A 14107-nucleotide genomic window follows, 5' to 3' on the forward strand; every position below is an offset into this window, starting at 1 on the left:
TCCCATCCCGAACAGGACAGTGAAACGACTTAGCGCCGATGATAGTGCGGGTTCCCGTGTGAAAGTAGGACATCGTCAGGCTTTATCAGCCCAAAACGCCCCACCATCCGGTGGGGCGTTTTGCTCAGAAGATTGAAAAATCTTTTGAGCAAAACGCAAAAAGCGTGTTATGATCTAAGGCTTCGCTGATCGCAGCGGGGTTTGAGAAAAGGTGGCGCAAGCTGCCTGGGTTCTTTAAAAAATTACAGCCGATAAGCGTGGGCGTTTGATGGTGATGGCCAAGTTCTTCGGAACTTAGCTTTAATTAGCTAACAAACGCTCATGAAGTAAAAAAGATGTGGATATCAGAAATGATGTTCGCGTCGATTCCAATTTATGAGTTGCTCGAAAGAGCGAAAAAATCAAGATCGAACTATAGAGTTTGATCCTGGCTCAGATTGAACGCTGGCGGAATGCTTTACACATGCAAGTCGAACGGCAGCACGGACTTCGGTCTGGTGGCGAGTGGCGAACGGGTGAGTAATATATCGGAACGTGCCCAGTCGTGGGGGATAACGTAGCGAAAGTTACGCTAATACCGCATACGATCTACGGATGAAAGCGGGGGATCGCAAGACCTCGCGCGATTGGAGCGGCCGATATCAGATTAGGTAGTTGGTGGGGTAAAGGCTCACCAAGCCAACGATCTGTAGCTGGTCTGAGAGGACGACCAGCCACACTGGAACTGAGACACGGTCCAGACTCCTACGGGAGGCAGCAGTGGGGAATTTTGGACAATGGACGCAAGTCTGATCCAGCCATTCCGCGTGCAGGATGAAGGCCCTCGGGTTGTAAACTGCTTTTGTACAGAACGAAAAGGCTCTTCCTAATACGGAGGGCTCATGACGGTACTGTAAGAATAAGCACCGGCTAACTACGTGCCAGCAGCCGCGGTAATACGTAGGGTGCAAGCGTTAATCGGAATTACTGGGCGTAAAGCGTGCGCAGGCGGTTATATAAGACAGATGTGAAATCCCCGGGCTCAACCTGGGAACTGCATTTGTGACTGTATAGCTAGAGTACGGCAGAGGGGGATGGAATTCCGCGTGTAGCAGTGAAATGCGTAGATATGCGGAGGAACACCGATGGCGAAGGCAATCCCCTGGGCCTGTACTGACGCTCATGCACGAAAGCGTGGGGAGCAAACAGGATTAGATACCCTGGTAGTCCACGCCCTAAACGATGTCAACTGGTTGTTGGGTCTTCACTGACTCAGTAACGAAGCTAACGCGTGAAGTTGACCGCCTGGGGAGTACGGCCGCAAGGTTGAAACTCAAAGGAATTGACGGGGACCCGCACAAGCGGTGGATGATGTGGTTTAATTCGATGCAACGCGAAAAACCTTACCCACCTTTGACATGTACGGAAGTCGCTAGAGATAGCTTCGTGCTCGAAAGAGAGCCGTAACACAGGTGCTGCATGGCTGTCGTCAGCTCGTGTCGTGAGATGTTGGGTTAAGTCCCGCAACGAGCGCAACCCTTGTCATTAGTTGCTACATTCAGTTGGGCACTCTAATGAGACTGCCGGTGACAAACCGGAGGAAGGTGGGGATGACGTCAAGTCCTCATGGCCCTTATAGGTGGGGCTACACACGTCATACAATGGCTGGTACAAAGGGTTGCCAACCCGCGAGGGGGAGCTAATCCCATAAAACCAGTCGTAGTCCGGATCGCAGTCTGCAACTCGACTGCGTGAAGTCGGAATCGCTAGTAATCGTGGATCAGAATGTCACGGTGAATACGTTCCCGGGTCTTGTACACACCGCCCGTCACACCATGGGAGCGGGTCTCGCCAGAAGTAGTTAGCCTAACCGCAAGGAGGGCGATTACCACGGCGGGGTTCGTGACTGGGGTGAAGTCGTAACAAGGTAGCCGTATCGGAAGGTGCGGCTGGATCACCTCCTTTCTGGAAACACTAGTCATCTAAGTTGAACGCTCACACTTATCGGTTGTTGGAAGGTTGTCGCTGTGATGCTTAAAAAGCAAAGCATTGCGGCCGGCGTGGGTCTGTAGCTCAGTCGGTTAGAGCACCGTCTTGATAAGGCGGGGGTCGTTGGTTCGATTCCAACCAGACCCACCATACCTTCCTGGATAGATCACGGGGGATTAGCTCAGCTGGGAGAGCACCTGCTTTGCAAGCAGGGGGTCGTCGGTTCGATCCCGTCATCCTCCACCATTCTTATCGAGTCATGCGTGAAATGATTCATTCAAAACAAAAGCTGCTTGGCAAGAGATTGCAAAGGCTGTTTTTGTGTTGATTGATATTGATCGATTGACAAGCGTTGAAAGACGCACGGCTGTTCTTTAAAAATTCATAGAGTCGAATCAGCGTTGTCAGAGGAAACTGCACATTCGTAAAGGTTTAGTGCAGACCGTGCCTCTGATGACAATTTTTTGATTGCGTCAAAACGAATATTCAACGGTGTTGAAAGACATGTTGAAATTCAAGTAATGACGAATCGATTCTTGATAGAAGGTAGCAATACCTGATGTCTGGAATTATTCACATTACGGCATAACGCGTCAGGTGAAAGACCTGACAGACAGTCCTTGAAATGGCGGAGAAATCTCGAAAGAGAGATCAAAGTTATAGGGTCAAGTGACTAAGAGCATGTGGTGGATGCCTTGGCGATGATAGGCGACGAAAGACGTGAAAGCCTGCGATAAGCTTCGGGGAGCTGGCAAATAAGCATTGATCCGGAGATTTCTGAATGGGGGAACCCACCTAGCAATAGGTATCGCATGATGAATACATAGTCATGCGAGGCGAACCGGGTGAACTGAAACATCTCAGTAGCTCGAGGAAAAGACATCAACCGAGATTCCGAAAGTAGTGGCGAGCGAAATCGGAGAAGCCTGTTAGTGATAGCACGATCTTTAGCAAAGCGGTCTGGAAAGGCCGACCATAGTGGGTGATAGTCCCGTATGCGAAAAGGAACGTGTGGTACTGAGCTAACGACAAGTAGGGCGGGACACGAGAAATCCTGTCTGAATATGGGGGGACCATCCTCCAAGGCTAAATACTCATCATCGACCGATAGTGAACAAGTACCGTGAGGGAAAGGCGAAAAGAACCCCGGGAGGGGAGTGAAATAGATCCTGAAACCGCATGCTTACAAAAAGTAGGAGCCCGCAAGGGTGACTGCGTACCTTTTGTATAATGGGTCAGCGACTTACATTCAGTGGCAAGGTTAACCGAGTAGGGAAGCCGTAGAGAAATCGAGTCCGAATAGGGCGTTCAGTCGCTGGGTGTAGACCCGAAACCAAGTGATCTATCCATGGGCAGGATGAAGGTGCCGTAACAGGTACTGGAGGTCCGAACCGACTAATGTTGCAAAATTAGCGGATGACCTGTGGATAGGGGTGAAAGGCTAAACAAACTTGGAAATAGCTGGTTCTCTCCGAAAACTATTTAGGTAGTGCCTCAAGTATTACCATCGGGGGTAGAGCACTGTTTTGGCTAGGGGGTCATGGCGACTTACCAAACCAAGGCAAACTCCGAATACCGATGAGTACAGCTTGGGAGACAGAGCACCGGGTGCTAACGTCCGGACTCAAGAGGGAAACAACCCAGACCGCCAGCTAAGGTCCCTAAAATTGGCTAAGTGGGAAACGAAGTGGGAAGGCTAAAACAGTCAGGATGTTGGCTTAGAAGCAGCCATCATTTAAAGAAAGCGTAATAGCTCACTGATCGAGTCGTCCTGCGCGGAAGATGTAACGGGGCTAAGCCAGTTACCGAAGCTGCGGATTCACAGTTTACTGTGAGTGGTAGGAGAGCGTTCTGTAAGCCTGTGAAGGTGTGTTGTAAAGCATGCTGGAGGTATCAGAAGTGCGAATGCTGACATGAGTAGCGTTAAAGGGGGTGAAAAGCCCCCTCGCCGTAAGCGCAAGGTTTTCTACGCAACGTTCATCGGCGTAGAGTGAGTCGGCCCCTAAGGCGAGGCAGAGATGCGTAGCTGATGGGAAACAGGTCAATATTCCTGTACCGATCAATAGTGCGATGTGGGGACGGAGAAGGTTAGCTCAGCAGACTGTTGGATATGTCTGTTCAAGCCTGTAGTCGTGCCTGGTAGGCAAATCCGCCGGGCTTAGATGAGGGGTGATAACGAGGGTGCTTGCACCTGAAGTGAGTGATACCCTGCTTCCAGGAAAAGCCACTAAGCTTCAGCTATTGACGACCGTACCGCAAACCGACACTGGTGCGCGAGATGAGTATTCTAAGGCGCTTGAGAGAACTCAGGAGAAGGAACTCGGCAAATTGATACCGTAACTTCGGGAGAAGGTATGCCCCAAGTAGGTGAACTCGAACAGAGGGAGCCCAAAGGGGTTGCAAAAAATCGGTGGCTGCGACTGTTTAATAAAAACACAGCACTCTGCAAACACGAAAGTGGACGTATAGGGTGTGACGCCTGCCCGGTGCTGGAAGATTAAATGATGGGGTGCAAGCTCTTGATTGAAGTCCCAGTAAACGGCGGCCGTAACTATAACGGTCCTAAGGTAGCGAAATTCCTTGTCGGGTAAGTTCCGACCTGCACGAATGGCGTAACGATGGCCACACTGTCTCCTCCTGAGACTCAGCGAAGTTGAAATGTTTGTGATGATGCAATCTCCCCGCGGAAAGACGGAAAGACCCCATGAACCTTTACTGTAGCTTTGTATTGGACTTTGAACAGATCTGTGTAGGATAGGTGGGAGGCTTTGAAGCCGGGACGCTAGTCTTGGTGGAGCCGACGTTGAAATACCACCCTGGTGTGTTTGAGGTTCTAACCTAGGTCCATTATCTGGATCGGGGACAGTGCATGGTAGGCAGTTTGACTGGGGCGGTCTCCTCCCAAAGCGTAACGGAGGAGTTCGAAGGTACGCTAGTTACGGTCGGACATCGTGACGATAGTGCAATGGCATAAGCGTGCTTAACTGCGAGACTGACAAGTCGAGCAGATGCGAAAGCAGGACATAGTGATCCGGTGGTTCTGTATGGAAGGGCCATCGCTCAACGGATAAAAGGTACTCTGGGGATAACAGGCTGATACCGCCCAAGAGTTCATATCGACGGCGGTGTTTGGCACCTCGATGTCGGCTCATCTCATCCTGGGGCTGTAGCCGGTCCCAAGGGTATGGCTGTTCGCCATTTAAAGAGGTACGTGAGCTGGGTTTAAAACGTCGTGAGACAGTTTGGTCCCTATCTTCCGTGGGCGCTGCAGATTTGAGGAAGCCTGCTCCTAGTACGAGAGGACCGGAGTGGACACACCTCTGGTGTATCGGTTGTCACGCCAGTGGCATTGCCGAGTAGCTAAGTGTGGAAGAGATAACCGCTGAAAGCATCTAAGCGGGAAACTCGTTTCAAGATGAGATCTGCCGGGGCCTTGAGCCCCCTAAAGAGTCGTTCAAGACCAGGACGTTGATAGGTCAGGTGTGGAAGCGCAGTAATGCGTTAAGCTAACTGATACTAATTGCTCGTGCGGCTTGACCCTATAACTTTGATCGCAAGATCAAGGAAGTTATGCCAAGTTGACGCATTCAAAAAAGGCTGAAAGGCCGGGCTGAAAAGCCGAAATCTGATTCGAAGCTCTATGAATTTGTTGTCTTGATTGAAGAGTCAAGATGACACCAAGTTATGCCTGATGACCATAGCAAGTTGGTCCCACTCCTTCCCATCCCGAACAGGACAGTGAAACGACTTAGCGCCGATGATAGTGCGGGTTCCCGTGTGAAAGTAGGACATCGTCAGGCTTTATCAGCCCAAAACGCCCCACCATCCGGTGGGGCGTTTTGCTTTGTGATTCTCTACCTGTATTTCGACATTCCTGCATTGCTTACGTTGTAGTCCGTACACTCATTAGCGGATTGCGCGTATCGATGCGCCTCAAGCTTCTGATTACGCTGGTGGTCATCCATCAGATCGTTTCAGGAGTCCCTCATGGTTCCAGCGTCCTCACAGCCGATTGGTTTGGTTTTGGCTGACCCGCACCCCGTCATGCTTGACGGCCTGCAAAATGACTTGCGGGAGTGGACTGAATTCAAAATTCACAGTTGTGCTCCCGATGGTGATGCGGCACTGAGAGCGGTTCACGAGCACCAACCTGATTTCCTTGTGCTGGACTTGCCCTTGAGCAAGCGCAGCGGCCTGGCCTTGATCCAGGAGATGCAGCTGCAAAACTTCAAAACGCAGCCCATCGTTTTCACGGCTTCGCCCATCGGCGATGTGATGCGGGTCATCGACTTGGGGGTGAAAGGCTTGGTCTCCAAGAGCAAGTCCAAACACATCTTGGCTCGCTGCATCCATGCGGTTCACGCCGGACAGGCCTGGCTGGATCGAGACTTGACAGAAGGAACCATGGCCATGCTCCTGGAGCAACAAAAGAAAAAAGCGCACGCCACGCACATGCTGACCCCTAGAGAAGTGGACGTGGCGCGCATGGTCACCGAAGGGTGGCCCAATAAAAAAATAGCGACCAAACTCAGCATCAGTGAGGGCACGGCCAAACTGCATCTGCACCACATTTATCAGAAACTGAACTGTCCAGGTCGCATGGCGTTGATGCTGTACATGCAGCACAACGGGCTGGCATGAGTCGGTCCACTCCATTCAATGCATTGACCAACATGACAGAGCGAGCCATGAAACAGAAAACACCGGTTGCCGGTACGGATGACATCAAAGTCATCACAGAGCACTATCGCCGTGCGGCGGAAGAATTGCTATATGCCTACCAACGCAACAAGGAGGCCACGCGGCATCATGAGTCTGGAGCATTCAAGGCGGCATCGCACCATGCCAAACTCTCCAAGAACCATTCATTCATTGCACACGAACACTTGAAAGAAGCGGTCGGCAAAAGTGAGCGACTTAAAGAAATTGATGTGTTTTACGGGGCGGGCAACGTACCCGGCTCAGGACGCAAAGACCACTGACCGTGCATCGTGCGTGTTGTTTGTGGTGCGCTGTGTATTGCTGCGCACATTCTCAAGAGACAGTCCATCCTAGACTCAGCGCATGTTAGGCACCCTTCTGATTGGAGAGAAAAATGTCCATTCGAGTCCTGTTGTCGCATAAACACAAGACCATTTCTGAAGGCATCGCATCCGTATTGAAAAACCACAGGGATATTGAGCTGGTGGGGATGGCCAATGACGATGAGGGCACACGACTGCTGTGTGAGCAAACCATGCCGCACGTGATCGTGCTGGGCGTCAATCCGCAGGTCAAGGCGGACTTGGACATGACGCGCTGGCTGGCCATTCATCACCCCCAGCAGCACATCGTCGCATTGACGGCCGATTGTGATCGCAGTTCGATCATCCAAATGCTGGATGCGGGGGCCAAAGCCTATGTGTCCACCACAAGCAGCATGGAAGAAATCATGCAAGGTATCCGTGCCTCAGCATTGGGGCGAGTGTATTTATGTCAGGGTGCAGCCACTGCCATGTTGGACAGTTACAGACGCGGCAAATCGTCCAGCGCGATTGGGCGCGGTGTGTTGGGAGACCGCGAATCCCAGGTGTTGCGTTTGATTGCAGACGGGTACTCTTCCAAGGAAATCGCACGCAACTTGCAGATCGCCCCCAGCACAGTCGAAGTCCATCGCCGAAACATCATGCGCAAGATCGGATTGCACAAAGTGGCGGACTTGACCAGGTATGCCATCCGAAATCAGATGGTCGCGATTTGAGTGTTCACCCGTGCACGATGTGATGGGCCAGAGCCTCGGCTACCTTGATGCCGTCGACGCCAGCCGACAAGATACCGCCCGCGTAACTGGCGCCTTCACCTGCCGGGTACAGACCCAAGGTATTGATGCTCTGGAAGTCGTCACCGCGCGGGATTTTCAGCGGTGAGGAGGTGCGTGTTTCAACACCCGTCATCACCGCATCCGGCATGTCGTAGCCTTTGATTTTGCGGCCAAACACCGGCAGCGCTTCGCGCATGGCGGTCACCGCGTAGTCGGGCAACACATCGGCCAGTTGACCAAGCTTCACGCCAGGCTTGTACGAAGGCAGCACGCTGCCCCAGCGGCTGGAGGGGCGTTGTGCGAGAAAGTCGCCCACCAATTGGCCTGGGGCTTCGTAGGTGCCGCCGCCCACTTCAAAAGCGCGGCTTTCCAGTTGGCGCTGCAGCACAATGCCTGCCAAGGGGTGCGGGACTGGCGGGTTTTGCTTGGCCAGCTGCAAGGCTTCTTGTGCCAGTTTTTCGCCTTTCACATCGCCAAAAGCGGCTTGCCAGGCAGAGGTGTCCAGAGGGTAGTCGGGCGGATCGATGCCCACCACCATGCCCGCATTGGCGTTGCGTTCGTTGCGCGAATACTGGCTCATGCCGTTGGTCACCACGCGGCCGGGCTCGCTCGTAGCTGCTACCACAGTGCCGCCGGGGCACATGCAGAAGCTGTACACCGCACGGCCGTTTTGCGCGTGGTGCACCAGCTTGTAGTCGGCTGCACCCAATAGCGGATGGCCCGCATGTCGACCCCAGCGAGCCTGGTCGATCACGCTTTGCGGATGTTCAATGCGCACGCCAATCGAAAACGATTTGGCCTGCAAGGCCACGCCGCGTTGGTGCAGCATGACAAAGGTGTCGCGCGAGCTGTGGCCCAAGGCCAGCACCACATGGCATGTGGCCAGGGGGTGACTGTGGCCAGTTTTCTGGTCCAGCACCTGCAAGCCCGTGAGCTGGTATCCGTCCTCAGCGGGGGAGAGCAGCAGATCGGTCACACGCTGTTCAAAGCGGATCTCGCCACCCAGAGCGGTGATTTGTTCGCGGATGTTCTCCACCACCTTGACCAGCTTGAAGGTGCCAATGTGCGGGTGCGCTGCAAACAGGATGTCGGCTGGGGCCCCCGCTTTGACGAATTCATCCATCACTTTGCGGCCCAGATGGCGCGGGTCTTTGATCTGGCTGTAGAGCTTGCCGTCACTGAATGTGCCTGCGCCGCCTTCGCCAAACTGCACATTGCTCTCTGGGTGCAACTGCTTCTTGCGCCACAAGCCCCAGGTGTCTTTGGTGCGCTCGCGCACCGTTTTGCCACGTTCGAGCACGATGGGTTTGAAGCCCATCTGCGCCAGACTCAGCGCGGCAAACATGCCGCAAGGCCCAAAACCCACCACCACCGGGCGTTCCCCCTCGTGCTTGCCAAAGTCGGCTGGCGCGTGGCAGGGCGGGTGCCAGGTCATGTCAGGGGTGGGCTGAATGTGCGGGTTCTTGTCAAACTTTTGCAGCACAGCCGCTTCGTCCTGTGCATGGCTCAGAGAGATGTCGACGATGAACACGGCCAGCAACTCGGCCTTGCGCGCGTCAAAGCTGCGCTTGAACACGTGCAGCGTAGCGATGTCGCTGACGTCAATGTCCAGGGCCTTGGCGGCCAGTTGCCGCAAAGCGGCTTCGGGGTGAGGGGGCGGGATGCGGTCTTCGTCGGTTTCAGTGGGGGCATCGGCGGCGCGACGAACCTCGACCGGCAGGGCCGACAGAGGGAGTTTGAGTTCAGAAATTCGGATCATGGTCGTGGCTTGTGGTTATCAAGCAAGAAGCCATGATTATCTCAGGACGGATCGCAAGAGCGCTGCCCACCCTGAGTGCGTGCGTGTCACGCTGGCAAGAAGCCCTCGATGGACAAATAGCGTTCGCCTGTGTCGTAGTTGAAGCCCAACACGGTAGCGCCCGCAGGCAGCTCAGGCAGCTTTTGCGCGATGGCAGCCAGGGTGGCACCCGACGAGATGCCGACCAGCAGGCCTTCTTCGCGGGCCGAGCGGCGGGCGTATTCGCGTGCGGCTTCGGCATCGACCTGAATCACACCGTCCAGCAAGGACGTGTCCAGGTTCTTGGGGATGAAGCCAGCGCCAATGCCCTGGATGGGGTGAGGCGCGGGTGCGCCGCCCGAGATGACGGGCGAAGCCGCAGGCTCGACCGCAAACACCTTGAGGTTCGGGAATTTGGCCTTGAGCACTCGGGCGGTGCCCGTCAGGTGGCCACCTGTGCCCACGCCGGTGATGAGGGCGTCAATGCCGTCCGGAAAGTCGGCCAGGATCTCCTGTGCGGTGGTGCGCACATGCACGTCGATGTTGGCGGGGTTCTCAAATTGCTGGGGCATCCAGGCGCCTGGCGTGCTGGCCACCAGTTCTTCGGCGCGCGCGATGGCACCTTTCATGCCCTTTTCGCGCGGGGTCAGATCAAAGGTCGCGCCATAGGCCAGCATCAGGCGGCGGCGTTCGATGCTCATGCTGTCGGGCATGACCAGCACCAGTTTGTAGCCCTTGACGGCCGCGACCATGGCCAGGCCAATGCCGGTGTTGCCCGAGGTGGGCTCGATGATGGTGCCACCGGGTTTCAAGGCCCCGGACTTTTCAGCGTCTTCGATCATCGCCAGCGCGATGCGGTCCTTGACCGAGCCGCCGGGATTGCTGCGCTCGGACTTGACCCACACATTGGCGCCTGCGCCAAACAGTCGGTTGATGCGCACGTGGGGGGTGTTGCCGATGGTGGCGAGGATGTTGTGGGCTTTCATGGTCGTCTCTCCAGTCTGAAAAGGAAGAATATGCGGCCATTGTGCGTGAAACTTCAGACCTTGATGGGCATGAGCTTATGCCCGCAGGCGATAATTGGTGTGTGAAGCTCGCCAGACCGCCGCTGGTGCAATCTCCGAAAGGAGGCACTGGAGGAACGTCCGGACTGCACAGGACAGCGCAGGAGGTAACACCTCTCCACCGTGAGGTGAGGATCAGAGCAACAGAGACGAGTCGCTGTGGGCAACCGCAGCGGGTGAAACGGGCAATCTCTGCGCGCAGCAATACCAAGTAGGCACACGTTGATCTGGCTCCGGAGAGTGTGCGGGTAGGTAGCATCGAGCCGGGTGGGCGACCCCCGGCCCAGAGTAATGGCGGTCACACAGCGGGCAACCGCTGTGCACAGAATCCGGCTTATCGGCGAGCTTCACACTTTTTTCAAGCCGCAAAAAAACCCGCCGAGGCGGGTTTTTTTGTGGGGGCGTGGCACAACGCCGCTCAGAATCAGCCGCGCGAAGGCATCAGGCTGCCCGCCAAGGCGAACACCGAATTGGGCGCTGTGATCTTCATGGGTGCCGCCTTGGGCTTGGCAAACACACCGCGCTTGACGGAGGGCGCAGGCGCGGGCTCCACGGCCACGCCTTTGGCGCGCTGCTCAGACACCAGCTGGCGCAAACTGATCGACTGCAAGTGGGCCAGCATCTTGTCGTTCAGGCTCGCCCACAGCTCGCTGTTCATCCAGCCGCCTTCGGCAGCCAGCTCTTCGGCCGAGGGGGCGTCCACGGCGGCCACGATGTCAGCCATGGTGATCTTGTCGGCATGGCGGGCCAGCGAGTAGCCACCGCCCGGGCCACGGGTGCTTTCCACCAGGGCTTGCTGACGCAGTTTGCTGAAGAGCTGCTCCAGGTAAGACAGCGAAATCTGGTGGCGCTCACTGATGGCGGCCAGTGACACGGGGCCACGGTCTTCCCGCAGCGCCACATCGATCATGGCGGTGACTGCAAATCGGCTTTTGGTGCTCAAACGCATGGTGATCTCCTTGAAGCGTTCATTTGTCCCCCTCTGAGTGGGATGGCTTGACGATTTTCAAGCCTTGTGGGCCTGGAAGTCAGGCACTTCATTTTCTCAGACTGGGTGAGCAGTTGGGGGTGACCCGTCGCAATTCAAGGGTAAATCCCCCCGGCGCAATTGTTGGAATATGTAAATGCCGGACCTGGAACTCGCCACTGAGGCCTTCAGAACCGTTCGCCAGGCGTCAGCGCCCGCCACGCGCCCGCGCTGAGCGGGGCCAAGCCCAGGCGGCCAATGCGCTGGCGACGCAGCTCCAGCAGTGGCAGTTGCTCGGCCAGCCATTGGGCAAAACCACTGCCTTGAGCCGCTTTGCCCGCGATGCGAAGCACCGCCTGCGCATCGGTCTGGTGGTTCAGGCTGACGCGAAAGCCCGGAAACTGCATCTTTTGCAGGGTCTCGGGTGCCACTGTGCCGCGGACGGTGGCCAGCCACTCCTGCTCCAGCGGGGCGCGCGGGTCTTGCAGGTGTCGCAAGACGCCGGGGTCTTCTGAAAACACGCACAAACCGCTCGCGCCCCGGGGCAGCGGCAGCACCGCTTGCAGCCTGGCCAGCCGTTCGGGTCGCCATTCAGGGCGGTTTTCGCTGCGGACCTGGGCTTGCAGCGCCGCCAGCGTCAGCGGCGCATCGGGGCGCTGGCAGGCCACCAGCGTCAGGGCTTGCTGGGTGCTGTGGTGCGCCAGCCGGTCCACCTGCACAGTTTCGTCCTGAACGCGCCGGGCCGGATCGGTCACCACCTGCCCATTGACCTGCACGGCTCCGGCAAAAATCAGGGCTTCGGCCTCGCGGCGGGAGCAGTTTTGCGTTGCCGCCACCCGTTTGGCCAGGCGCACACCTTCGTCGTTGGCGCTCATGCGCCCACGCCCTCGCGGATGTGGTCCACATGCGCCTGCAACGAACGCGCCGCCACCGGCCACAAGCGCGGGGGCACATCATCGTAGGCTTTTTCCACCCAGTCTTGCAGCGTGCCGTGCGGCAAGGCCTGCATGGCTGACGCGATCTTGGCTTCGCGCTTGAGGCGGTGGGCCTTGAGCTGGGTGATGGCTTGCCGGGCATCGCCCAGCACATGGCCGTGCGCAGGCAGGATGAAGTCGATGGTGTGATCGTCGCAAGCTGCCGCCAGTTTGTCGAGCGACGCCAGATAGTCGCCCATGTGCCCGTCCGGCGGGTCGATCACCGTGGTGCTGCCGTTGAGCACATGGTCTCCCGAGAACAGCAGGCCGTCCTCTTCGAGCACCAAGCAGACGTGGTTGGCGGCGTGACCCGGGGTGTGGATGGCGCGCAGGGTGTGCGTGGCGCCACCGCCCTCGAGCACCAGCCGCTCGCCGTCGGCCAGTTCGCGGTCAGGCGTGAACTGGCTGTTGGCGCGCGCGGTTGGGCGCGATGCCAGGCCCAGAATCGGAGGCTTCGCGTCGCACAGGGCTTGCAGTGGGGCCGCACCCGGAGAGTGGTCGGAGTGCGAGTGGGTACAGACGATGAAACGAATCTGACCGCCTGCAGCGCGCCACAGGCGCTCCAGATGGTCAGGGTCGGCCGGGCCGGGGTCGATGGCGATGAAGCCCGTGTGCGGATCGCCCACCAGGTAACTGTTGGTGCCGGGGCCGGTCATCACGCCGGGGTTGGGCGCGGTCAGGCGCTGCACGTTTTTGAGCAAGGTGACGGCTTGTTCGCTTTGCCAGTCCAGGTGGTGCACGATCTGGCCGTCGGGGCTCACCAGGGCCAGCTCGCCAAAGGCGCTTTCGTGCTCCATGTAGCGCACCTCGCGCCCAGCCAGCCAGCCGCCGCGCGGGCAGCTGGTCCACAGGGGCTCTTCGGTGGCGGCGCAGGCGGCCAGCACCTCGTCCACCGTGTGGAATGCTTTCAGTCGCTCCAGTGTGCGGATGGTTGGGAAGATGATGAAGAACTGCCCGGCCTCGTGGCGGGCGAGGGCGTCTTGCGGGCGCACCCAGACGGGCTCGAACTGCTCGGCCTCGTCGGCCACGGGCGTTTGCCCTTCGGGCATGCGGGCCACCAGAAACGGCACATCAAAACGGCGTGGCAGGTCGCGGTCGGTGATCCAGTGCGCCAGGATGAACACCTGGTCAGCCGCCAGATGCAGCCCGCGCGCCGCGCACTGCGCGGCAAACGGGGCTTTGCGGTCCAGGGCGGCAATGTCGGCTTCGTCGGCCCAGCGGCCATCGGCGTGGCGCGCGAACAGCACGCCCAGCTCCTCAAAGCTTTCGCGGATGGCGGCAATGGCCTGCGTCAGGTGCAGGTCGTTCTGACCAGGACGGCGGCTCGATTGGCTGTGGGCTGCGGCATCGGCAGGGTCCACGCCTCCACCTGGGAAAACATAGGCGCCCGGCGCAAAGCTGGCCGTCATCGAGCGGCGCGTCATCAGCACCTCCAGCCCTACGGGGCTGTCGCGCAGCAGCAAAACAGTGGCGGCCGGGCGCAGGGCCACGGGTTCGCGTTGGGGGTGCAGGAGTTGGGAGGATCGGACCATGCGCCATTATGAGTGGCCTTCCAGT

The 14107-nt window shown here is 57.3% G+C and carries 8 protein-coding genes, 2 tRNA genes, 3 rRNA genes and 1 other RNA gene; 9 read left to right on the plus strand and 5 right to left on the minus strand.

Features of this window, described 5'->3' with window-relative positions; genetic code table 11:
- The first annotated feature begins 409 nt into the window (after nt 1-409).
- The 8 genes from IC609_RS12695 to IC609_RS12730 all read left to right on the plus strand — a co-directional run bounded on the left by IC609_RS12695 (nt 410) and on the right by IC609_RS12730 (nt 7708).
- Nucleotides 410-1944 (plus strand): 16S ribosomal RNA (locus IC609_RS12695).
- Nucleotides 1945-2041: 97 nt separating this feature from the next.
- A tRNA-Ile gene (locus tag IC609_RS12700) sits at nt 2042-2118 on the plus strand.
- 20 nt (nt 2119-2138) lie between these two features.
- Nucleotides 2139-2214, plus strand: a tRNA-Ala gene (locus IC609_RS12705).
- Nucleotides 2215-2631: 417 nt separating this feature from the next.
- Nucleotides 2632-5509, plus strand: a 23S ribosomal RNA gene (locus IC609_RS12710).
- Between the two features lie 146 nt (nt 5510-5655).
- Nucleotides 5656-5768: ribosomal RNA gene (rrf, locus tag IC609_RS12715) — 5S ribosomal RNA — on the plus strand.
- Together the 16S, 23S and 5S rRNA genes with 2 tRNA genes alongside form the textbook arrangement of a ribosomal RNA operon.
- Before the next feature lie 187 nt (nt 5769-5955).
- Nucleotides 5956-6609 (plus strand): response regulator transcription factor, encoded by a 654-nt coding sequence (locus IC609_RS12720; RefSeq protein ID WP_191819903.1) that lies wholly within the window; start codon nt 5956-5958, stop codon nt 6607-6609.
- A 47-nt stretch (nt 6610-6656) separates the two neighbouring features.
- The gene (locus tag IC609_RS12725; protein ID WP_191819904.1) at nt 6657-6950 is read left to right on the plus strand and encodes a hypothetical protein; all 294 of its coding nucleotides are present in this window, start codon (nt 6657-6659) and stop codon (nt 6948-6950) included.
- A 101-nt stretch (nt 6951-7051) separates the two neighbouring features.
- Nucleotides 7052-7708, plus strand: a complete 657-nt coding sequence (locus tag IC609_RS12730; RefSeq protein WP_225224182.1) for a LuxR C-terminal-related transcriptional regulator — start codon at nt 7052-7054, stop codon at nt 7706-7708.
- 4 nt (nt 7709-7712) lie between these two features.
- Here IC609_RS12730 and IC609_RS12735 read toward each other — a convergent pair whose 3' ends face one another.
- Both IC609_RS12735 and cysK read right to left on the minus strand, forming a co-directional pair.
- A complete protein-coding gene (locus IC609_RS12735) occupies nt 7713-9527 on the minus strand; it encodes an NAD(P)/FAD-dependent oxidoreductase (RefSeq protein WP_191819905.1) in 1815 nt (604 codons plus the stop codon).
- Nucleotides 9528-9613: 86 nt separating this feature from the next.
- Nucleotides 9614-10531 carry a cysteine synthase A gene (cysK, locus tag IC609_RS12740; protein ID WP_191819906.1) on the minus strand — a complete coding sequence of 306 codons (918 nt, stop codon included), beginning with the start codon at nt 10529-10531 and terminating at the stop codon, nt 9614-9616.
- A 103-nt stretch (nt 10532-10634) separates the two neighbouring features.
- Here cysK and rnpB point away from each other — a divergent pair.
- Nucleotides 10635-10962, plus strand: an RNA gene (gene rnpB, locus IC609_RS12745) — RNase P RNA component class A.
- A 71-nt stretch (nt 10963-11033) separates the two neighbouring features.
- Here the strand turns inward: rnpB and IC609_RS12750 are convergent.
- The 3 genes from IC609_RS12750 to IC609_RS12760 all read right to left on the minus strand — a co-directional run bounded on the left by IC609_RS12750 (nt 11034) and on the right by IC609_RS12760 (nt 14082).
- The gene (locus IC609_RS12750; RefSeq protein WP_191819907.1) at nt 11034-11558 is read right to left on the minus strand and encodes an Rrf2 family transcriptional regulator; all 525 of its coding nucleotides are present in this window, start codon (nt 11556-11558) and stop codon (nt 11034-11036) included.
- Between the two features lie 206 nt (nt 11559-11764).
- Nucleotides 11765-12451 (minus strand): S4 domain-containing protein, encoded by a 687-nt coding sequence (locus IC609_RS12755; RefSeq protein WP_191819908.1) that lies wholly within the window; start codon nt 12449-12451, stop codon nt 11765-11767.
- Nucleotides 12448-14082 carry an MBL fold metallo-hydrolase gene (locus IC609_RS12760; RefSeq protein ID WP_191819909.1) on the minus strand — a complete coding sequence of 545 codons (1635 nt, stop codon included), beginning with the start codon at nt 14080-14082 and terminating at the stop codon, nt 12448-12450. The genes IC609_RS12755 and IC609_RS12760 overlap by 4 nt, the downstream gene beginning before the upstream one ends.
- Nucleotides 14083-14107 lie beyond the last annotated feature (25 nt).

This window comes from Limnohabitans radicicola (genome assembly GCF_014837235.1).
In the GTDB taxonomy this organism is placed as follows: domain Bacteria; phylum Pseudomonadota; class Gammaproteobacteria; order Burkholderiales; family Burkholderiaceae_C; genus Limnohabitans_A; species Limnohabitans_A radicicola.